We start from the raw sequence: 21561 nt of genomic DNA on the forward strand, positions 1-21561 counted from the left end.
GAACTCTTTGAATTTATTTGCCCGAACCGGCGATCTGGTCGCCGTCGCGGGTCAGGTAATAGGCAGCAAGGATCGGCAGCAGCGTCACCAGCACGACGACCATCGCGACAACATTGGTGACCGGGCGCTGGCGCGGTCGGATCAGCTCTTCCAACATCCAGATCGGCAGCGTCTGCTGCTGGCCGGCGGTGAAGGTGGTGACGATGACCTCGTCAAACGAGAGCGCGAAGGCCAGCATGCCGCCGGCGAGCAGCGCGGTGGCGATGTTGGGCAGCACGACATGGCGGAAGGTCTGGAAACCGTCGGCGCCGAGATCCATCGATGCCTCGATCATCGAACCCGAGGTGCGGCGGAAACGGGCGACGGCATTGTTGTAGACGACGACGACGCAGAAGGTGGCGTGGCCGAGCACGATCGTCCAGAACGAGAACGGGATGTCGGCCAGCGAAAAGGCCGAGCGCAGCGCGATGCCGGTGATGATGCCGGGCAGCGCGATCGGCAGGATGACCAGCAGCGAGATGGTCTCGCGGCCGAAGAATTTGGTCCGCGACACCGCCGCCGAACACAGCGTGCCGAGGATCAGCGCGATCGCCGTCGAGATCGCGGCAACCCTGACGGACAGCGACAGCGCCTGCCAGACATCGGGCCGGTTCCAGGTGACGGCGAACCACTGCGTCGTCAGGCCGGGCGGCGGCCAAACAAAACTCTTCTCCTCCGTCGTGAAGGCGTAGACGAAGATCAGCAGGATCGGCAAATGCAGGAACAGCAGCCCGCAAGCGGCGGCGACCTTCAGGCCGAGCGGAGCCGACTGGGAGCCATCAGAGCGCATCGAATGCCCCCATGCGCTTGGCGCCCCAGAGATAGAAGCCCATGATGACGATCGGCACGACGGTGAAGGCGGCGGCGAGCGGGATGTTGCCGGCGGTGCCTTGCTGCGAATAGACGGCCTGGCCGATGAACAGGCGCGAGGTGCCGATGATCTGCGGGATGATGTAGTCGCCGAGCGTCAGCGAGAAGGTGAAGATCGAGCCGGCGACGATGCCCGGCAGGGCCAGCGGAAACAGCACGTTGCGGAAGGTCTGTCCCGGCGAAGCTCCCAAATCGGACGAGGCCTCGACCAGATTGCCTGGGACGCGCTCGAGCGCCGCCTGTACCGGCAGGATCATGAACGGCAGCCAGACATAGACGAAGACAATGAAGGTGCCGGTGAACGACACCGACAGCGAATTGCCGCCGACGACCGGCAGTGACAGCCAGGCGTCGAGCACCCACAACAGATGCAGCTTGGCGAGCAGCCAGGTGAGGATGCCTTCCTTGGCTAGGATCAGCTTCCAGGCGTAGATCTTGACCAGGTAGCTCGACCACAGCGGCAGCATGATGCCGAGATAGAACAGCGCCTTCCAGCGGCCGCGGGCATAGCGCGCCGCATAATAGGCGATCGGGAAGGCGACGGCGACCGAGGCCAGCGTGACCAGAGCCGCCATCGTCACCGTGCGCAGGATGATGTCGAGATTGGCCGCCTGGAACAGGTCGCCATAAGTCTTCAACGTGAACTGGCGGTTGATGAGGCCGGAAAACTCGTCGATGGAGAAAAAACTCTGTGCCAGCAGCGCGAACAGCGAGCCGATATAGACGATGCCGAGCCACAGCACCGGCGGCAGCAGCATGAGGAGCAGCAGCACCTTGGGTCTGCGCCAGAAAAGGTCCGACAGCGTACCGCGCAGCCCGCCGCTGCCCGGCAGGATGGCGGGGGCTGTGGCGCGTGGCATGGCGGCGTCGAGGCTCATACCGGTTCGTCCATCAGATGCAGGTACTCGCGGTTGAAGGTGAGCATGACTGTCTCGCCTTCCACGGGCAGGGCGGTGCCGGCCGGCACGATGGCGTGCAGCTTCAATCCGTCGGCATCGAGCGCCAGTTTTGTCGTGGCGCCGAGATAGTTGGTCGAGACGAGGCGGGCGGAAACGCCTTCGCCACTCGCCGTGCGGCCGACGCGAATGGATTCAGGGCGCAGGCTGCCCCAGCGATGCTGGCCGGAATAGCGCTGGACAAAGTCCGGCGGCAGCACGTTGGACGAGCCAACGAAATCGGCGACGAAGCGGGTCTTTGGCCGCTGATAGATATCCTCCGGCGTGCCGATCTGCATGATCTTGCCGTCGTTGAAGACGGCGACGCGGTCGGCCATCGACAGCGCCTCGCCCTGGTCGTGGGTGACGAAGACGAAGGTGATGCCGAGCGCCTTCTGCAGCGACTTCAGCTCCTCCTGCATGTTTTCACGCAGTTTCAGATCGAGCGCGCCGAGCGGCTCGTCGAGCAACAGCACCTTGGGCTGGTTGACCAGCGCACGGGCGAGCGCGACGCGCTGGCGCTGGCCGCCGGAAAGCTGGCCGGGGCGGCGGGCGCCATAGCCGGGCAGCCGCACCAGCGACAGCGCCTCTTTCGCTGCCTTGTGCCGTTCAGCCTTGCCGATGCCCTTGACCATCAGGCCATAGGCAACATTGTCGAGCACGCTCAGGTGCGGGAACAGCGCATAGTCCTGGAACACGGTGTTGACGTTGCGGCGATAGGGCGGCACGCCCTCGGCGCGTTCGCCGAAGATCGAGATCGAGCCCGATGTCGGCTGCTCGAAGCCGGCGATGAGGCGCAGGCACGTGGTCTTGCCGGAACCGGACGGCCCGAGCATGGCGAAGAACTCGCCCGGCGCGATGTCGAGATCGACAGCGTCGACGGCGCGAACGCTGCCGAAATGGCGCGAGGCTTTCTGAAAGGAGACGGCGGAGGTCATGGGCTGTCCTGATCTGTCAGGCTCGTCAAATTCAAGCGGCTGCGCTGCCCCTCATCCGCCTGCCGGCACCTTCTCCCCGTATAGTGACGGGGAGAAGAAAGCGCTCCAACGCTGGCGACCCCTCTCCCCGTTCTTCACGGGGGGAGGGTAAGGGTGAGGGGCAGCGCCGAGCTCGGCAAAGAGGCGAAATCACCTCCCGCCGATGACGCCGATATAGTCCGACACCCAGCGGTAGTAGGGCACGCATTGATCGTTCTGGGTGGCGCATTTCGACACCGGCGTCTTCCAGAACTTGATCTTGTCGAAATTGTCGTAGCCGTTGGTCTTGCAGCCTTCGTCGGTCAACAGTTCGTCACCCTTGCAGGCGGCGGGCACGACCGGCAGCGAACCGAACCAGGCCGAGACGTCGCCCTGCACTTTCGGCGACAGCGAATGTTCCATCCACATATAGGCGCAGTTGGGATTGGCCGAGTCGGCCTCCATCATCGTGGTGTCGGCCCAACCGGTCGCGCCCTCCTCCGGAATGGTGGAAGCGATCGGCTTCTTGGCGGCGACCAGTGTGTTGACCTGATAGGGCCATGAGCCTGAAGCGACGACGCCTTCGTTCTGGAAATCGTCGACCTGGATGGCGGCGTCATGCCAGTAGCGGCCGACCAGCGTGCGCTGGACGCGCAGCAATTCGAGCGCTGCCTTGTACTGGTCCTCGTTCAGCTCGTAGGGATCCTTGATGCCGAGCTCCGGCTTGTGAAACATCAGGTAGTTGGCGGCATCGGCGATATGGATCGGCCCGTCATAGGCCTGGACGCGGCCCTTGTTGGACTTGCCGTCCGGCAGCTTCATTTCCTCGAAGACGATGTTCCAGCTCTTGGGCGCTTCCTTGAACACCCCGGTGTTGTACATCAGGACGTTCGGACCCCACTGGTAGGGAACTCCGTAGTGGACGCCGCCGACGGTGAACCACGGGGCATCCTTCAGGCGTTCGTCGACCGTCTTCCAGCTCGGGATAAGATCGGTATTGATCGGCTGCACGCGCTTGCCGGCAACCAGGCGCAGCGACGCATCGCCCGAAGCGGTGACGAGATCAAAGCCGCCCTCGTTCATCAGCGAGACCATCTCGTCGGAGGTGTTGGCGGTCTTGACCTTGACCTTGCAGCCGGTCTCCTTCTCGAAGGAGGTCACCCAGTCATAGCCCTTGTCGGTTTCGCCGCGTTCGATGTAGCCCGGCCAGGCAACGATGTTGACCTGGCCTTCGCCCTTGCCAAGCTCCTTGACCTGGGCGACGGCCTGGCCGGAGAAGGTCAGCGCGACCGTCAAAGCAGTGCATGACTTGAGGAATGAATTCATCATCGATCTCCCATTTTGGCGCCTGACCCCGAAAGCCGGTTTCCGTCTTCGCTAGGGGTCACGCGCGGACTGAAAAACTGTCAGTTCGTGCGTTGGACGCATGTCGCTCTGGTGGCGGCTTTGGTCCCTGAACCGAAAGGTGCTTTGAAAATTCCGGTTTCGCAAATTCATTTATCAGAAAGGCGATATCGGTTTTTCCGATAGCCGGCCGCTCCTTCAAGCCAGCGCCGTCACCAGCCAGCAGGCGGCATTGAAGCGAGCCTCGCCGTCCTCCACGAAAGGCGCGAACGCAGCAGGCAACACAGCAGTGATTTTTTCGGCCGTTGCCCGGTCAACCTCGCGCAGCGCGGCGCCGACCGGCCCTAGCCGGGTGACAAACGTCATCAGATCGCCTTCGGCGATCTGACACAGGATGTCCGCCTGTTCGACTTCGATTGACGACCAGCCGCTCGCTTCAAGGATCCGCTTCACCTTGGCGCCGTCGGCAAAGGCAAACTGCCCTGGCGCATCGGGGTCTGGCGCGGGTGCGGGCGGCAGGAAAGGCGCAGCCGCTCGCGCAGCGGTCGTCATGAAATCATTCTCGACCGGACTGCGCCAACAAACAAAGGCGAGTTTGCCACCGCGCCTTGCGGCCTGCCTTATGTTGGCGAACGCGGCCACGGGATCATCGAAGAACATGACACCAAAGCGCGAGACAATAGCGTCGAAGTGCCCGGATTCGAGCGCATACGCCTGGGCATCGCCCACCTCAAAACTTGCGTTTGCTACTTCTTCCACCCGCGTGCGCTCCGTCGCCAGGGCGACAAGCGGCTGCGAGATGTCGAGCCCAACACAACGTCCGTCGTCGCCCACGCGACGCGCCATCGCCAGAGTTGTGGCGCCGGCGCCGCAGCCGATGTCCAGGACATTGCCCCCTTCTCCGGGATAGCCAGCATCGACTACCAGCCGCTCGAACGGCGCCAGTATCTCGTCGAGGATCGGCTGCATCTCGACCCAGGCCTTTCCGCTGGCGTCGTTCCAGAGCGCGGCTTGCCGTGTGTTTGGCTGCGCGGATTGCGGCATAACGGACCTCGCTTTCTGTTGCTCTCACCGATTGTCGCGAGCACTCTACAAGTTCAAGCCGACTTGAGGTCAAGCATGAAAGATATGGACATTGCCGAAGTGTCGCGCCGCACCGGCGTGCCCGCCTCGACACTTCGCTACTACGAGGAGAAGGGCCTCATCGCCTCGATCGGCCGTCGCGGCCTGCGCCGCTTGTTCGACCCGGCCGTCCTGGACCGGCTCGCCTTGATCGCGCTTGGACGCGCCGGTGGATTCGCACTGGACGAAATTTCCGCGATGCTGGGGCCCGACGGCATGCCGAAAATGGATCGAGGGCGCCTGCATGCCAAAGCGAACGAACTGGACCACACCATCCAGCGCCTGACCACGATCCGAGAGGCTTTGCGTCACGCTGCCCGATGTCCGGCCGCCCAGCCGATGGAGTGTCCGACGTTCCGCCGCGCCGTCAGGCTTGCCGGCGCCGGCCGCTTCGAGGTTGCTCCGATCGGGCCGTTCAAGGCGGAGGCGGTTTCCGTCACAAGGCGCAAGCGCCAGACTGGCGACGTCAGCCTGGAGTAGGACACACTAGCGGCGGACCGTGCGCTGCGACTGGGCAAGGCCGATGAAATCGCGCGCCGCCTGCGGCAGGCCGGAACCGCGCCGCCAGACCATGCCGACCTGGACCACCGGCAAGGAGCCGGAAATATCGCGCGATTCGATGCGGTCGCCTTCCAGCGACCAGGGCCGGTAGACGAGGTCGGGCAGCAGCGCCACGCCGGCGCCGGTGGCGACAAGGCTGCGCACGGCTTCCACGGAACGGGTGCGGAAGGCGACATGCGGCTTGGCGCCGATCGCCGTCAGCAGCTTGCCGGTGTTCTCCTCGATCTCGTCGACGGTCAGCATGATCAGCGGCTCCGACGCGATGTCGCCAATGCTGATGATGTCGGCACCGGCTAGCGAATGGCCGAGCGGCAACCACAGGCGATAGGCCGAGACCTCGAGGATTTCCGACTGCAGCGCCGTGCGGTCGCGCAGGTTGGACGTCACCATGACGGCAATGTCCAGCTTGCCGCCGATCAAGAGATGTTCGAGATAGTCGCCATTGTCCTCGATGGCCGAGACCTCGACGCCCGGATAGGCGCGGCGGTAGCGGGCAAGCAGATCCGACAGCACATAGCCGGCGACCAGCGAGGTGACGCCCAGCTGCAGCCGCCCACCCACTGCCGCCTGTTCGCCGGAGAAAGAGCGGCGCGCATCGGAAACGTCGGCAAGGATCTTTGTCGCATGGCGCAGGAACTGGTGGCCCTTGTGGGTGATGTTGAGGCCGCGCGGATGGCGTTCGAACAGTTCGACGCCGAGATCGCTTTCGAGTTCCTTGATCGCTTCGGTGACCGATGATTGCGAGATCGAGAGGTTCTGCGCGGCGCCCGACACCGTGCCTTGCTCGGCAACGGCGATGAAGAACTGCAGCTGGCGGATGGTGAAAGCCATGGCCGGACTAAACACCGGCCCGCAAGCGAAGGAAAGCCGACGGCTGAGCTTATCCAGTGGCTGGAGAGCTGGCGCTCAGCCGAGCACCAGCTTGATGCGCCGCCGCCATGCCGGGCCATAGCGCAGCGCAAGCATGAATGCCGTCTCCAGCGCCACGACGATGACAATGATGCGCAAGCCCACCGTGAAGGAATCCCGGCCGCTGCCGCGCATCAGATAGCCGGTGGTGAGAAAGCCTGCGTTCCAGAGCGTGGCTCCGAGCAGCGTCGCGGTCGTAAAGGGCAAGGCAGGCAGACAGAGCGCGCCGGCCGCGATCGGCAGGTAGTTGCGCACCGTGGGGATGAACTGCGCCAGCAAGGAGACCCGGAGATGATTGCGGCGATAGGCCTGGCCGAGCCGGCGATAGGTCGCATGGCGCAGGAAGACATATTTGCCGAAGCGTTCAACAAGCCTGTCGACGCGGTCAAATCCGATCCGGCGACCCACCGCATACCAGACAAGACAGCCGGTGGTGGAGGCGAGTGTCGTCACCATCAGCAAGATCGCGAGTGTGGGACCATTGGGGGCCGCCGTCATGCCGAGAAACAGCAGCATCGCATGCGACGGCGGCACCGGCAGTATCTTTTCCGTGAGAGCCAGACAGAAGACACCGAACAGACCGAAGCCGAGTATGGTCGACAGAGGGCCAGTCATGCGAAGCGCCAGTCGTAGCTCTTGGCAGCCTCGATTTTGGCGATGCGATAGACGGTAGCAGGTGGAAGATTGCGAAGGGTATGGCCGACTCGCGTGGCTTCCAGGTCCAGCCTGTCAAGCAGCGATTGGTTGATCGGGCAGCGCCTGCCGTAGGTGAACTGATACAGCACGCCGCCGGGCCGAAGATTGGCAAAGACGCCTTCGAGAATAGCCTGGGTCTTACGCGGCGGTATCGACAAGAAGGGCAGGCCGCTAACCGCGGCGCCGACGACCGGGCCCTCGAAGAGCGGTAGGTGGCGCAGGCCTGATGCATCCATTTCGAACGTGCGGGCCTTCGGAAAGCGTTGTTTGAGCAAGGCGGCAAAATCGGCACCGAACTCGATCAGCGTCAAATCCTCTTCCTTGACGCCGCGCGCCAACAGCGCACGTGTGAACGGTCCGGTGCCGGGACCAAGCTCAAGCACGGGACCGGTGTCGGGGCCAATGTCGCGCGTCATTAACGCCGCCAGGCTGGCGCTGGACGGTGTGATAGAAGCAACGCGGAGCGGCGCAGCGACCCACGCCAGGAGAAAAGACAAAGCATCACTTGCAGGCATATCCAACCTCGATTCTGATGCCAGCGAATCGCTCGCCGGCATTCGATGGGCGCTGTTTGCTGCGGCTGAATTGCATAGACATTGCGAAATTCCGGGCTTTGCGAAAGAACCTCTGTCCGCCGCCAGGTTTCGACCTCGCCATGTCTGCGCAATGTTGACGCTGTAGCGCCCGGAGCAACTGATCTCCTCAAGGGATGATGGATGCGTATCTTGCTGGTCGAAGACGAACCCGAAATGGTCTCGGCCTTGCGTGCCGCCTTGAAGCGCCACGACATGGTCGTCGATCACGCCGGCTCGCTGCTCGAGGCGGAGGGCTTCGTTGCCGTCGACAGCTACGACGCCATCCTGCTCGATCGGCAGTTGCCGGATGGCGACGGGCTGGCGCTGGTGCCCAGACTGCGTTCGGCGAAGAACACCACGCCCGTGTTGATGCTGACCGCGAAGGGCGACACGTCGGACAAGGTCGATGGGCTGGACATGGGAGCGGACGACTATCTGGCGAAGCCGTTCGCCTTCGAGGAGTTGCTGGCCCGGTTGCGCGCGCTGCTCAGGCGCCCGGTGCCGATGCAGTCGCAGTTCATCCGCGCCGGCCATCTGGTGCTCGATGTCGGGCATCGCGAGGTGTCGATCCGTGGCGAGCCGCTCAGCCTGCCGCGCCGTGAGCTTCTGGTGCTGGAGGCGCTGATGCGGCGCACCGGCCGCATGGTGCAGCGTGAGGCGCTGATGGAGGCGGTGTTCGGCCTCGACGACGAGATCCAGTCCAACGCCCTCGACACCCACGTCTCGCGCCTGCGCCGCAAGCTCGCCGACGCGAACAGCGGCGTGACGATCAACGGCATTCGCGGCGTCGGCTATCTCTTGCGCGAGACAACATGAGCATCGGGCGCCCACGCTCGCTCAAATGGAGCCTGGTGCTGCGCATCGCGTTGCTGCAGTGCGCGATGCTGACGCTGATCATCGTCGGCATTCTCGGCACCATGCTGGCCACCGGGCTCATTCCGCATGACTACGAGGACGGCACATTGGACGTGCTGGCGGACGCGGTGGCGCGCGATGCAAGCGGCAAGCTTGTCCTCAACGAAACGCCTGACATGACGACGCTGCGATCGAACGTTGCGGACCTCTGGTTCATCATCCGCGACAAGCAGGGGCAGCGGCTGCAGGAGGGAACGGTGCCTGCCACCTTCCAGCCCTTTGTCGGGTTGCTGGACAACATCAGCGACGCCCGCATCGACCACGCCCTCGGGCAAGCCGCGCCGCCGGCGGGAAAGATACGCTGGACCGATACGGCCGCCGGCAATGTCCAGATCATGACCGGCACCAAGGGCGGACTTTCGCTCCTGCGCCTGCTCGGGCAGGCGCCACAATTTTTCCTGCAGGGGATATTGCCGCTTGCCGGGCTGATGGCGCTGGCAACGCTGTTTGCGACGCCCTGGGTGGTGCGCGGCGCACTCTCTGGCCTTGGCCATGCAGCCGCCGAGGCCGAGCGCATCGATATCGACCAGCGCGGCGTGCAGTTGCCGCTGAAGGACGTGCCGATGGAAGTGACGCCGTTGGTGAAGGCGGTGAATGCCGCGCTCGCGCGCCTCGACAAGGGCTATGAGCGCCACAAGCGTTTCCTGACCGACGCGGCACATGAGCTCCGAACGCCGGTCGCCATCCTCAATACGCGCCTTGCCTCATTGCCGGCGACACCGGAGCGGGCGCGGCTGCTGCAGGATGCAGCCAGGCTTTCGACGCTGACCGACCAGCTGCTCGACCTGCAGCGCCTCGACCGGCAGCCGGCGGCTTTCGAGAAGGTCGACCTGGTGGCGATCGCCCGCGGCGTCATTGTCGACCTTGCGCCGACGGCGTTTTCGGCCGGATACGAGATGTCGTTCGAACCGGCGAGAGAGACAGTTTTCGCCACCGGCGACCGCACCGCGATCGAACGCGCCATCACCAATCTCGTCCAGAACGCCATCGAGCATGGCGGGCGGGCCGGAAAGATCACCGTCGGCGTCACGGCCCCAGCCCTCATCGAGGTGCGGGACGAGGGCGGCGGCGTGCCACTGGGCGAGCGGGAGCGCATCTTCGAGCCCTTCTACCGGCTGCGTCCGCAGGATCACGGCGCCGGGCTCGGCCTTAACCTGGTGCAGGAAATCATGCAATTGCATGGCGGACGCATCGAGATCCTCGACGGCCAGTTGAGCGGCGCCTGCTTCAGGATGACTTTTCGCGCTCTGCCAGCATAGGGCATTTCAGCAAGCGCGAAACGATGAGCCGCTCTAGAATCCGGCTGCGTCGCCGGCAATGCTGAGCCGCGCGCCGGCTTGCGAAAGGGCGGCGGCAATGTCGCGCGATGGCGACCGGTCGGTGGCGAGTTCGGAAAACCCGTCGAAGCCGCAGACCTGGACCAGGCCCAGGCGGCCGAACTTGCTGTGATCGGTGATGACGAGCGAACGCTGGCCGCGCGACAGCACCATGCGGGCGAACTCGGCCTCTTCCAGATCGTAGTCCATGACACCCATCACCGCATCGATGGCGCCGGTGGAGATGATGGCATGGCTGACCGAGAAACGGCTGACGAAGTCGATGGCCGAGGCCCCGAAGGCGGCGCCTGAATCGCTGCGCAATTCGCCGCCGGCCATATAGACCTTGTTGCCGTTGACGGTGGCTAGCGTGCGGGCGATGTCCGACGAGTTGGTGACGACCGTCAGGCGCCGGTGGCCGAGCAGCTCACGGGCCAGGAACGAGGTCGTCGTGCCGGTATCGAGCATGATCGATTCACCGTCGCGGATGGTGGCGGCGACCATATGGGCAATGACGCGCTTGGCTTCGGCATTCTCGCGCATGCGCCGTTCGAACGGCGCTTCGCCGATCATCGACGGCAGGCCGATGGCGCCATGCATCTTGAGGACGGAACCGTCGCTGGTGAGCGGCTTGACGTCACGGCGCACGGTCTCGAGTGAAACGCCCAGCCGGTCGGCCAGGCTGGCGATGGTGACTGTCCCCTCTTCCTGCAGCAGCCGCAGGATCTCGCCGTGTCGTTTTGAATGGACCATTTGGGTTTCCCGGACTTAGCCTTTGCCCGCTTCTAAGCTAATTCGAGAGGTTTTAAAGGAATTGCCTATGGTTTCGGGCAAAATACCCAAAAAAAGTCACAGCTTTTTGTTGACAACCGGGCAACCCTGGCGTGAAATCCAAACCGTGACAAAGAGTTCGGAGCAGCCACGGGAGGGTGATGGCAGAGCCGCGACTCAATGACCAGGCAGTTTTTGAACGTGTCTGGCGCAAGGAATTTTCAGATCCGCGGGGGCGGATGCCGGGGGTCAAAAACCTGGCCAAGGGGCTCGTCGGTGCGGTGCGGGATACCGATCCTGGCATCCCGCACCGACGAGATTTTGCGTTTCTCCTCGCTGTCCATGGCGCCCTTGTCGAAGCTCAGCAAACCAGGGATGATTCCGTGATTGCCGAAGACCGCATCCGCGCCCTGCCCTGCTGGACCGGCAATATCGAGATCGCGCCGCTGCCCGGCGGCCTCAGCAATGCCAATTATGTGGTCAAGGACGCGGCCGGAAAGCATGTCGTGCGCTTCGGCAAGGACTATCCGTTCCACCATGTCTTTCGCGAACGCGAGGTGATGACCGCGCGGGCGGCATATGCCGCCGGTTTCGCACCGGCCGTCCTCCATGCCGAACCGGGCATCCTGGTGACGGAGTTCCTTGGTGCGAAAACCTATCTTGCGGAGGACGTGCGCGCCAATCTTGGCCGAGTCGCAGCCCTGATGCGCGGCTTCCACCGGGAGATGCCCAATCACGTCTCCGGCGCCGGCTTCATGTTCTGGGTGTTCCATGTCATTCGCGACTATGCGCGCACGCTTGAAGAGGGCGGCAGCCGCAAGCGCAGCGAATTGCCGCGCCTGCTGACGCTGGCCGACGAATTGGAGCGCGCGCAGAAATTGCTGCCGATCGTCTTTGGTCATAATGATCTTTTGCCGGCTAATATTCTCGACGACGGCAGCAGGCTGTGGCTGATCGACTTCGAGTATGCCGGCTTCAACACGGCGATGTTCGACCTCGCCGGCGTCGCCTCGAATGCCGGCATGAGCGACGAGGAATCCTTTGCCTTCCTGACCGCCTATTTCATGAAGGAACCGGACCAGGCGATCCGCCGCTCGCACGCGGCCATGCAATGCGCCTCGCTGCTGCGCGAGGCGATGTGGAGCATGGTGTCCGAACTCTACCTCGACGCGCCCGGCATCGACTACGTCGCCTACACCGAGGAAAACCTGATGCGACTCGATGCGGCGCTGGAAAACTACAGAACAAAATACGGGATACAAAAATCATGACATTGCCCAGCCAGGCCGCGATCGTCGTCATCGGCGGCGGCATCATCGGCTGTTCGACGGCCTATCATCTGGCGCGTGACCACAAGGCCGACGTGGTGCTGCTCGAACAGGGCAAGCTGACCTCGGGCTCGACCTGGCATGCCGCCGGCCTTGTCGGCCAGTTGCGCTCATCCGCCTCGATCACCCGCGTGCTCAAATACTCCGTCGACCTCTACAAGGGGCTGGAGGCCGAAACGGGCCTTGCCACCGGCTGGAAGATGACCGGCTGCCTGCGGCTCGCCACCAATGCCGACCGGTGGACCGAGTACAAAAGGCTGGCGACGACGGCGAAGAGCTTCGGCATGGACATGCAATTGCTGTCGCCGGCGCAGGTCAAGGCCATGTGGCCGCTCCTGGAAATCGGCGATTTGGTGGGCGCTTCCTGGCTGCCGACCGACGGCCAGGCGAGCCCTTCCGACATCACGCAGTCGCTGGCGAAAGGCGCGCGCATGCATGGCGCCAAACTGTTCGAGGATGTGCGCGTCACCGGCTTCGAGATGAAGGACGGCCGCATCACGATGGTGAGGACCAGCAAGGGCGACATCGCCTGCGACAAGGTGGTCAACTGCGCCGGGCAATGGGCGCGGCAGGTCGGCGTGATGGCCGGCATCAACGTGCCGCTGCAGCCGGTGAAGCACCAGTACATCATCACCGAGAAGATCGACGGGCTGGCGACCGACGCGCCGACCATCCGCGACCCCGACCGGCGAACCTATTTCAAGGAAGAGGTCGGCGGGCTGGTGATGGGCGGTTATGAGCCCAACCCGCAGGCCTGGACGACCGGGGATGTGCCCAACGATTGGGAGTTCCGGCTGTTTGACGACGACTACGACCATTTCGAGCAGCACATGCGCCAAGCGATCACGCGCGTGCCGGCGCTGGAGACCGTCGGCGTCAAGCAGATGATCAACGGGCCGGAGAGCTTTACGCCGGACGGCAATTTCATCCTCGGCGCAGCGCCCGAATGCGCCAACATGTTCGTCGGCGCCGGCTTCAACGCCTTCGGCATCGCCTCGGGTGGCGGCGCCGGCTGGGTGCTGGCGCAGTGGGTGGTCGACGGCGAGGCGCCGCTCGACCTGTGGGTGGTCGATATCAGGCGCTTTTCCAAACTGCACCGCGACCGGCAATGGGTCTGCGACCGCACGCTGGAAGCCTATGGCAAGCACTATACGATCGGCTTCCCGCATGAGGAGTACGCCAGCGGGCGGCCACGCATCGTCTCGCCGCTTTACAACAGGCTGAAACAGCAGCGCGCCGTGTTCGGCTCGAAGCTCGGCTGGGAACGGTCAAACTGGTTCGCGCCCGAAGGCGTCGAGCCGCAGGATGTCTATTCGATGGGCCGGCAGAACTGGTTTGCGGCGGTCGGCGACGAGCACCGGCATGTGCGTGAGAAGGTCGGCATCTTCGATCAATCCTCCTTCGCCAAATACGAACTGAGCGGGCCTGACGCGCCGAAGGCGCTGGACTGGATCTGCGCCAATGACGTCAGCAAGCCGGTCGGCCGGCTGACCTACACGCAGCTTCTCAACACGCGCGGCGGCATCGAGGCCGACCTGACCGTGGCGCGGCTGGCCGAGGAGAAATTCTACATCGTCACCGGAACCGGGTTCCGCACGCATGATCTGTCATGGATCGGCGACCATATCGGCGACGGCCTCGATGCCACGCTTGTCGATGTCACCGAAGATTTCGGCACGCTGTCGCTGATGGGTCCTCGGGCGCGCGACGTGCTTTCGGCCGTGACCGAAGCCGACGTGTCGAACACCAGCTTCCCGTTCGGCCATGTGCGCGAGATTGCCATTGCCGGCCATACAGTTCGGGCGCTGCGCGTTACCTATGTCGGCGAACTCGGCTGGGAACTGCATGTGCCAATCGCGGCGACAGGCGAAGTCTTCGATGCACTGATGGCGGCAGGCAACAAGCACGGCATCCGCCCGGTCGGCTATCGCGCCTTGGAATCGCTGCGGCTGGAAAAGGGCTATCGCGCCTGGGGCTCCGACATCACGCCGAACGACACGCCGCAGGAAGCCGGCTTGAGCTGGGCGGTCAAGCTGCGCAAGAACACGGATTTCGTCGGACGGCGCGCACTCGAGAAGATCAACGGCGGGGCCTTGAAGAAACGCTTTGCCGGCTTCACGGTCGATGACTCGGAGATCGTGCTGCTCGGCCGCGAGACCATCCTGCGCAATGGCGAGCCGGTCGGTTATCTCACCAGCGGCGGCTATGGCTACACGGTGGGCCGGAACATCGGCTACGGCTATGTGCGCAACGCCGACGGGGTGAGTGACGATTTTCTCGCCTCGGGCGACTATGAACTGGTTGTGGCGATGGAGCCGACGCCGGCCAAAATCCATCTCGAGCCGATGTACGACCCGGCAGCCGCTAGGGTCAAAGCGTAGTTCAGGGTCAAAGCGTAGATCAGGTGACGCGCAGGGCGAGACCGCGACTTGGCACGGTGTCGGCCTCGCCCGGCATGGAGACGTAAGGACGCGTTTCCTCGACGCGGGTGATGAGGCCTTGCGCCTCGAGTTCGGCAATGCGCGCGGCAAAGCCGGCTTCCCACAACGTGTTCTTGACCGTCAGCACGATGATGCCACCCGGCCTGCAGATGCGGATCAGTTCGTCCAGCCCCTCAGCGCCGACATGGCCGGAGGTGAAGACGCCGGCCGAAATGATTCCGGCATAGGCATCGTCGGCAAACGGCAACTTGCCGCCGAGCGCCAGGCAATGAAGCGCCGAATAGACCCCCTTGCGGGCAGCCTGCGCCAGCATGCCTTCCGAAATGTCGAGCGCCTCGACCTGGGGATAGCCTGTTATATCAAGCCATTCGCCGATCAGCCCGGTGCCGGCTCCCGCATCGAGCAGCGGTGCGGCACCGCGCGGCAGATGGCGGGCCAGCAGCGCAAGGCAGATCGTCGGGTGACGGTAACCAGCGGCCGACATGTCGGCGTCATAGGTCTGCGACCAGCGGTCGTAGAGTGCGGCGACGTCCTCCGGCCGCTTCGCCGCGTAGGCTGCGGCAAGGGGGCCTTGCTGTTTGCTGTCCGCCACTTTTGTCCTGTCCATCAATCCTTGGTCTCGCATGATAGCCAAAGCACGAAAATTGTGGAACCGTCGCCGCGACAAATAACAGCGTGGGGGCGCAGGCATGATGACAGACGAGGCACGTGCAACACTTGCCGCCATTCCCATGCTGGCCGGCTACACCGGGCCGCTCGAACGGCTCGGCGGCCTCACCAATCTGGTTTTCAAGGCTGGCGAATTCTGCCTGCGCATTCCCGGCAAGGGCACCGAGGAATATATCAACCGGGCTAACGAAGCGGTGGCCGCGCGCGAAGCGGCAAAGGCGGGGGTCAGTCCCGAGGTGCTGCATGTCGATCCCGCCACCGGGGTCATGGTGACGCGTTTCATCGCCGGCGCGGAGACCATGTCGCCGGAAAAATTCAGGACGCGATCAGGCAGCCCGGCGCGCGCCGGCGAGGCTTTCCGCAAGCTGCACAATTCCGGCGCGGTGTTTCCCTTCCGCTTCGAACTGTTTGCGATGATCGACGATTATCTCAAGGTGCTGTCGACCAAGGATGTCGCCCCACCCGCCGGCTATCATGACGTGGTGCGCGAGGCCGAGACCGTTCGGTCGGCGCTTGCCGCCCATACCTTGCCCCTCGCCGCCTGCCACTGCGATCCGCTGTGCGAGAACTTTCTCGATGCCGGCGACAGGATGTGGATCGTCGACTGGGAATATTCGGGCATGAACGATCCGCTCTGGGATCTTGGCGACCTCAGCGTGGAAGGAAAATTCGACACGGCGCAGGATGAAGAGATGATGCGCGCCTATTTCGGCGGCGAGGTGAGGCCGGCCGAACGCGGCCGCATCGTCATCTACAAGGCGATGTGCGACCTGTTGTGGACGCTGTGGGGGCTGATCCAGCTCGCCAACAACAACCCGGTCGATGATTTCCGCGCCTATGCCGACGGGCGATTTGCGCGCTGTAAGGAACTGATGGAGACGCCGGAATTTTCACGGCACCTGGCGGCGATACGCCGGGGTTAGGTACCAGAAATCTGGACCCTAATTCACGCCCTTCGGCACGTTTTCGGGCGGCACCGTGGTGTCGACCACTTTCTGGCGGTGGAAGATGAACAGGCCAGCGAGAACGACGATGCCCGAACCGATCAGGATGCGCGGGCCGGGAACGTCACCGAAGAACACCAGCCCGAAGACGACCGCCCACAGGAGCAGTGTGTAGTGCAGCGGTGCCAGCGTCGAGGCCGGCGCCAGCTTAAGCGCCCTGGTGATCATCAGATGCGCGCCGCAAGAGACGATGCCGAGCAGCAGCATGGCGCCGAAATCGAGCGCTGACGGCGTCTGCCAGGCGCCAATGGTCAGCACGCCGCCGACCACCATCGTGCCGATGGTCTGCCATGTCACCAGATTGGTGTCGCTGGTGCCGCGCAGCCGACGGTTGAGGATGATGGCGAAGGCGAAGGCAATGCTGCCGGCGAGCGCGAAGCTCGACGACAGCGAGAACGCCGCCGAGGACGGTTTCAGCATGATCAGCACGCCGCAGAAGCCGAGCAGGATCGCCATCCAGCGGCGCCAGCCGACCTTTTCGCCAAGCAACAGGTGCGACAGTGCTGCGACATAGATCGGCCCGGCCATGTAGAAGCTCATCACGTCCGCAAGCGGCAGGTAGACGACGGCGGCGTAGAACAGTGCCGTGTCGAGCGTCGTCATCACGACACGCAGCAGCTGCAGCTCGAGGCGCTCCATGCGAAACAGCCTGGCCGTGCCCTGATGGGCGATCATCGGGCCAAGCACGAAGAAGGCGCCGATGGAGCGGATCAGCACCACCTGGCCAACGGAGAAGCTGGCGACCAGCCATTTGCCCATGGCGTCGTTCAGCGCAAACAGGAAGTCGCCGGCCAGCATCAGCAGGATGCCGGCCAGAAGCACGTTCCTGATTGTGGAATTCTGGATGGCAGGCTGCGCCATGGCCGGTGTCAAATCCTTCCGGACGGTGGCTCGGGTTACGGCGTGTTAAAGGACTATCATTCGTTTGACGAGGAGATTTACCACCAAGGCAGGGGCCACAACCGCAAATTCGCTGGACCCAGAGCCTGATCCATCCCGATAAAACCGGGATGGGGCTCTATCTTCTTCTTTGACCATGATCTTGTCCGAAAACCGGATTCCACTTTTCAGGATCATGGTCTAACGAGTGCTGCAGACGATCTGCCTAAGTCTCTCGGCGGGTCGGTGGCGACCCATCGTACGAGGGCGCAAGCTCGCGAATGCGCCATTGCTGGTAGACGAAAAACAGCGCGAACAGGGCAATCGCAACGGCAATCCCAATTGTCAGCGCCCCGACAATTCCGATCCCCATCCATCGACTCATCAGGATAATACCGGCGCCGGCAACCATGGCGTTTACGGTCGCGATCATCATGGCTGCGGTCGTCAGATAACCGGCAAGCGCACCGATCCTCAGCGCAGGCTCTGCCCGGCCCTCTGGCCAGCGTCCGCGTTCGGCAGCGAAACAGGCCTCTGCTTGCGGCCCAAGCGATCGATAGAAGGAACGGATCCGGGCGATTGCGATATGTGCCTGCATGTTCTCCACGGCGATGTCGACCATTCTCAGCGTGGTCAGGACTCCAAGCAGGAAAATGACCGGCAGAACCGTCGCCACGAACGGCAGGAAGGCCAGCGTCGAATTGGCGGCAAAGCCCATTGCCACCAGAGAACTGGAAAGCGCCATGACATAGATGGTAGCGCGCGAGCCGGCTTCGCTGATTGTCGTGCCGATGGCCGCCTGCATCACAAAGTGCTCGGTGGTTATCGCCGACATGAGTGCCGGGTTCGGTTCCCTCGCATTCTTCTCGTCGCTCACGGCCATACCTCGAAGGCAGTCATCGGACTTGCGGCGCGACATGCCGGCGGTTGACGGAGGCGGGCCGGCCATCGATGGACAGCCTGGTATCCTGCTTCGTCCGCTCCGCCACCACCTTGCCCCTGGCGATGACGCACAGGCGTTCGGCGCGTAGGCGCAAGGCCTCTATCGGATTGCCGGCATCGAGAATGACCAGGCTGGCGCGCTTGCCGACCGCCAGGCCGAGATGATCGAGCCCCATGATCGACGCGTTGATATTGGTGACCATGTCGAAGCAGCGCGCCATGTCGGCCGGGCTCGACATCTGGGCCACGTGCAGGCCCATGAAGGCGACATCGAGCATGTCGGCCGTGCCCAGCGAATACCAGGGATCCAGCACGCAATCCTGGCCCCAGCCGACGCGGATGCCGAGGGCCTGCATCTCCTTGACCCGGGTCATACCCCGGCGCTTGGGAAAGGTGTCGTGACGGCCCTGCAGCATGATGTTGATCAGCGGGTTGGGGATCGCCGAAACGCCCGCCTCGGCGATCAGCGGCAGCAATTTCGAGACATAGTAATTGTCCATCGAATGCATCGAGGTGAGGTGCGAGCCGGCGACCTTGCCCTGCAGGCCGAGGCGATGCGTCTCATAGGCAAGCTGCTCGATATGACGCGACAGCGGATCGTCGGTCTCGTCGCAATGCAGGTCGACCATCAGGCCGCGCCTGGCTGCGATCTCGCACAGCTCCGTCACCGAGCGCGTACCATCGGCCATGGTGCGCTCGAAATGCGGGATGCCGCCGACGATGTCGACGCCCATGTCGAGCGCGCGGATGGAGTTTTCCCGCGCCTTCGGCGAGCGATAGAAGCCGTCCTGGGGGAAGGCGACTAGCTGCAGGTCGATACAGGGGGCGATCGTCTTCTTGACATCGAGCAAAGCCTCGACCGCCAGCAGCCTGTCATCGCAGACATCGACATGGGTGCGGATGGCGAGCAGGCCCATCGACACCGCCCAGTCGCAATAGGCAAGCGCGCGGTCGCGCACCGCTTCATGGGTCAGCAGCGGCTTCAACTCGCCCCACAGCGAAATGCCTTCGAGCAGCGTGCCCGACACGTTGATGCGCGGAATACCGTAGGAGAGCGTTGCATCCATGTGGAAATGCGGATCGACGAAGGGCGGCGAGACCAGATTGCCACTGGCATCGATCGTCGTGCCGGCGCTGACATCGAGCTTCGGCTCGATCGCCGCGATCGTCTCGTCGATGATGCCGATGTCGGCGACCCTGCCATCAGGCAGCGTGCCGCCGCGAACGATAAGGTCGAAATCCATGTCGTCATCCCGCTTGAAGAATCAGCGTTCTATCGTGGCGCAAACACACCCTCCCGCAAAGCGGCTGATGTCGGACGATGAGGGGCAGCGCCAACCTGGTCGGATTCGAGCCCTACTCCGGCACGAACCTGACCGCGCCCTTGGCCGCGCTGGTCGCCATCGCGGCATAGGCACGCAAGGCTGTTGTCACCTTGCGCTTGCGCTTTTCCTCGGGCTTCCAGGCAGCAACTCCCTTGGCCTCCATCGCCGCCCGGCGGCTGGCGAGTTCAGCATCGCTGACGGCGAGGCGAATGCTCCGGTTCGGGATGTCGATCTCGACCGTATCGCCCTCCTGCACCAGCCCGATCAAACCGCCCTCGGCGGCTTCCGGTGAGACATGGCCGATCGACAGGCCTGAGGTGCCGCCGGAGAAGCGGCCGTCGGTGACCAGCGCGCAGGCTTTGCCCAACCCCTTCGACTTCAGATAGCTGGTCGGGTAGAGCATTTCCTGCATGCCGGGGCCGCCGCGCGGCCCCTCATAGCGGATGACGACGACATCGCCGGCCTTGATCTCGTTGGACAGGATCGCCTTGACGCTGGCATCCTGGCTTTCGAACACGCGGGCCGGGCCGGTGAATTTCAGGATCGATTCATCGACGCCGGCGGTCTTCACGATGCAGCCGTCGAGCGCCAGATTGCCTTTCAGCACGGCAAGGCCGCCATCCTTTGAGAAGGGGTGCTGGGCTGAACGGATGACACCCTTTTCGCGGTCGAGATCGAGTTCGTCCCAGCGGCGGTCCTGGCTGAAGGCAACCTGTGTCGGCACGCCACCAGGGGCGGCGAGGAAGAAATCGCGTACGCTCTGGCTGGTCGAGCGCGAAATATCCCAATGGTCAAGCGCTTCACCAAGCGTGCGCGTGTGCACGGTCGGCAGGTCGCGGTTGATCAAGCCGGCATTGTCGAGCTGGCCGAGGATCGCCATGATGCCGCCGGCGCGGTGGACGTCTTCCATATGCACATCCGCCTTGGCGGGAGCCACCTTGCACAGCACCGGCACCTTGCGTGACAGCGCGTCGATGTCATCCTGATCGAAGTTGATCTCGCCCTCATGCGCGGCGGCCAGGATATGCAGCACGGTGTTGGTCGAGCCACCCATGGCGATGTCGAGCGTCATGGCGTTCTCGAAGGCGCCCTTCGAGGCGATGTTGCGCGGCAATGCGGTCTCGTCGTCCTGCTCGTAGTAACGCTGGGCGAGATCGACGATCAGGTGGCCGGCTTCGACGAACAGCCGCTTGCGGTCGGCATGCGTGGCCAGCGTCGAGCCGTTGCCCGGCAGCGAAAGGCCAAGCGCCTCGGTCAAACAATTCATCGAATTGGCGGTGAACATGCCCGAGCAGGAACCGCAGGTCGGGCAGGCCGAACGCTCGATGACCTTGACGTCCTCATCGGAGATCTTGTCGTCGGCGGCCGCCACCATGGCATCGACCAGGTCGAGCGCCTGCGTCTTGCCGGCGAGCACCACCTTGCCGGCTTCCATCGGGCCGCCGGAAACGAAGACGGTCGGGATGTTGAGGCGCAGCGACGCCATCAGCATGCCGGGCGTGATCTTGTCGCAATTGGAGATGCAGACCATGGCGTCGGCGCAGTGTGCGTTGACCATGTACTCGACGGAATCGGCGATCAGCTCGCGCGACGGCAGCGAATAGAGCATGCCGTCATGACCCATGGCGATGCCGTCATCGACGGCGATGGTGTTGAATTCCTTGGCGACGCCGCCGGCCTTCTCGATCTCGCGCGCGACCAGCTGGCCGAGATCCTTCAGATGGACATGGCCCGGCACGAACTGGGTGAAGGAGTTGACCACCGCGATGATCGGCTTGCCGAAATCGGAATCCTTCATGCCGGTGGCGCGCCAGAGGCCGCGGGCGCCGGCCATGTTGCGGCCATGGGTGGTGGTGCGGGAGCGATAGGCAGGCATGAATTTTCCTTGGCTGGCTGGCTGCGCTCTATGCGGAGCGTGGCGGCGCTGAATTCGGACCGCAGGCGTTATAGACGCGCAAGCCTGG

The 21561-nt window shown here is 63.7% G+C and carries 20 protein-coding genes; 6 read left to right on the plus strand and 14 right to left on the minus strand.

Translation table 11 applies throughout. From position 1 onward, the window contains the following. Positions 1–13: 13 nt before the first annotated feature. From B5V02_RS14215 to B5V02_RS14235, 5 genes are all read right to left on the minus strand, one after another. Entirely contained in the window at positions 14–829 is an 816-nt protein-coding gene (locus B5V02_RS14215; protein WP_111544786.1) for an ABC transporter permease, read from the minus strand. Further along, complete coding sequence (locus tag B5V02_RS14220; RefSeq protein ID WP_208647092.1) at positions 819–1769, minus strand: ABC transporter permease; 951 nt, start codon at positions 1767–1769, stop codon at positions 819–821. Before B5V02_RS14220 ends, B5V02_RS14215 begins: the two co-directional genes overlap by 11 nt. 14 nt (positions 1770–1783) lie before the next feature. Further along, positions 1784–2782: an ABC transporter ATP-binding protein gene (locus tag B5V02_RS14225; RefSeq protein WP_111544788.1), complete on the minus strand. Its 999-nt coding sequence runs from the start codon at positions 2780–2782 to the stop codon at positions 1784–1786. A 189-nt stretch (positions 2783–2971) separates the two neighbouring features. Then, positions 2972–4126 carry an ABC transporter substrate-binding protein gene (locus tag B5V02_RS14230; RefSeq protein WP_111545397.1) on the minus strand — a complete coding sequence of 385 codons (1155 nt, stop codon included), beginning with the start codon at positions 4124–4126 and terminating at the stop codon, positions 2972–2974. Between the two features lie 216 nt (positions 4127–4342). Beyond that, the gene (locus B5V02_RS14235; RefSeq protein ID WP_111544789.1) at positions 4343–5188 is read right to left on the minus strand and encodes a class I SAM-dependent methyltransferase; all 846 of its coding nucleotides are present in this window, start codon (positions 5186–5188) and stop codon (positions 4343–4345) included. 75 nt (positions 5189–5263) lie between these two features. Between B5V02_RS14235 and B5V02_RS14240 the strand changes: the two genes are divergently transcribed. Beyond that, on the plus strand, positions 5264–5746 hold the full coding sequence (locus B5V02_RS14240) for a helix-turn-helix domain-containing protein (RefSeq protein WP_111544790.1): 483 nt from the start codon (positions 5264–5266) through the stop codon (positions 5744–5746). A gap of 6 nt (positions 5747–5752) precedes the next feature. On the opposite strand, the gene B5V02_RS14245 is transcribed toward B5V02_RS14240, so the two are convergent. The 3 genes from B5V02_RS14245 to B5V02_RS14255 form a co-directional block, all read right to left on the minus strand. After that, a complete protein-coding gene (locus B5V02_RS14245) occupies positions 5753–6658 on the minus strand; it encodes a LysR family transcriptional regulator (protein ID WP_111544791.1) in 906 nt (301 codons plus the stop codon). A 75-nt stretch (positions 6659–6733) separates the two neighbouring features. Beyond that, positions 6734–7351, minus strand: a complete 618-nt coding sequence (locus B5V02_RS14250) for a DedA family protein (protein ID WP_111544792.1) — start codon at positions 7349–7351, stop codon at positions 6734–6736. Next, complete coding sequence (locus B5V02_RS14255; protein WP_111544793.1) at positions 7348–7947, minus strand: class I SAM-dependent methyltransferase; 600 nt, start codon at positions 7945–7947, stop codon at positions 7348–7350. The genes B5V02_RS14250 and B5V02_RS14255 overlap by 4 nt, the downstream gene beginning before the upstream one ends. Positions 7948–8148: 201 nt before the next feature. On the opposite strand from B5V02_RS14255, the gene B5V02_RS14260 reads away from it, so the two are divergent. Both B5V02_RS14260 and B5V02_RS14265 read left to right on the plus strand, forming a co-directional pair. Next, positions 8149–8823, plus strand: coding sequence for a response regulator transcription factor (locus B5V02_RS14260; protein ID WP_111544794.1), 675 nt, complete (start codon positions 8149–8151; stop codon positions 8821–8823). After that, a complete protein-coding gene (locus B5V02_RS14265) occupies positions 8820–10181 on the plus strand; it encodes a sensor histidine kinase (RefSeq protein WP_111544795.1) in 1362 nt (453 codons plus the stop codon). The genes B5V02_RS14260 and B5V02_RS14265 overlap by 4 nt, the downstream gene beginning before the upstream one ends. A 33-nt stretch (positions 10182–10214) precedes the next feature. On the opposite strand, the gene B5V02_RS14270 is transcribed toward B5V02_RS14265, so the two are convergent. Beyond that, the gene (locus tag B5V02_RS14270) at positions 10215–10991 is read right to left on the minus strand and encodes a DeoR/GlpR family DNA-binding transcription regulator (protein WP_111544796.1); all 777 of its coding nucleotides are present in this window, start codon (positions 10989–10991) and stop codon (positions 10215–10217) included. Positions 10992–11392: 401 nt separating this feature from the next. Here B5V02_RS14270 and B5V02_RS14275 point away from each other — a divergent pair, with 401 nt between their 5' ends. Beyond that, on the plus strand, positions 11393–12280 hold the full coding sequence (locus tag B5V02_RS14275) for a phosphotransferase family protein (protein WP_111545398.1): 888 nt from the start codon (positions 11393–11395) through the stop codon (positions 12278–12280). Next, positions 12277–14718, plus strand: a complete 2442-nt coding sequence (locus B5V02_RS14280) for a GcvT family protein (RefSeq protein WP_111544797.1) — start codon at positions 12277–12279, stop codon at positions 14716–14718. Before B5V02_RS14275 ends, B5V02_RS14280 begins: the two co-directional genes overlap by 4 nt. A gap of 19 nt (positions 14719–14737) precedes the next feature. Here the strand turns inward: B5V02_RS14280 and B5V02_RS14285 are convergent, their stop codons facing one another. Then, on the minus strand, positions 14738–15385 hold the full coding sequence (locus B5V02_RS14285) for a class I SAM-dependent DNA methyltransferase (protein WP_425374394.1): 648 nt from the start codon (positions 15383–15385) through the stop codon (positions 14738–14740). An 82-nt stretch (positions 15386–15467) separates the two neighbouring features. On the opposite strand from B5V02_RS14285, the gene B5V02_RS14290 reads away from it, so the two are divergent. Further along, the gene (locus tag B5V02_RS14290) at positions 15468–16370 is read left to right on the plus strand and encodes a phosphotransferase family protein (protein ID WP_111544799.1); all 903 of its coding nucleotides are present in this window, start codon (positions 15468–15470) and stop codon (positions 16368–16370) included. A gap of 18 nt (positions 16371–16388) precedes the next feature. Here the strand turns inward: B5V02_RS14290 and B5V02_RS14295 are convergent, their stop codons facing one another. From B5V02_RS14295 to ilvD, 4 genes are all read right to left on the minus strand, one after another. Further along, the gene (locus B5V02_RS14295) at positions 16389–17312 is read right to left on the minus strand and encodes a DMT family transporter (protein ID WP_111544800.1); all 924 of its coding nucleotides are present in this window, start codon (positions 17310–17312) and stop codon (positions 16389–16391) included. A 244-nt stretch (positions 17313–17556) separates the two neighbouring features. Beyond that, positions 17557–18249: a hypothetical protein gene (locus tag B5V02_RS14300; protein WP_146606066.1), complete on the minus strand. Its 693-nt coding sequence runs from the start codon at positions 18247–18249 to the stop codon at positions 17557–17559. After that, positions 18227–19516, minus strand: coding sequence for an amidohydrolase family protein (locus tag B5V02_RS14305; RefSeq protein ID WP_111544802.1), 1290 nt, complete (start codon positions 19514–19516; stop codon positions 18227–18229). Before B5V02_RS14305 ends, B5V02_RS14300 begins: the two co-directional genes overlap by 23 nt. A gap of 112 nt (positions 19517–19628) precedes the next feature. Continuing rightward, positions 19629–21473 carry a dihydroxy-acid dehydratase gene (ilvD, locus tag B5V02_RS14310; RefSeq protein WP_111544803.1) on the minus strand — a complete coding sequence of 615 codons (1845 nt, stop codon included), beginning with the start codon at positions 21471–21473 and terminating at the stop codon, positions 19629–19631. Positions 21474–21561: the final 88 nt, after the last annotated feature.

The sequence above is a fragment of the Mesorhizobium kowhaii genome (assembly GCF_003253745.1).
Taxonomy (GTDB): domain Bacteria; phylum Pseudomonadota; class Alphaproteobacteria; order Rhizobiales; family Rhizobiaceae; genus Mesorhizobium; species Mesorhizobium kowhaii.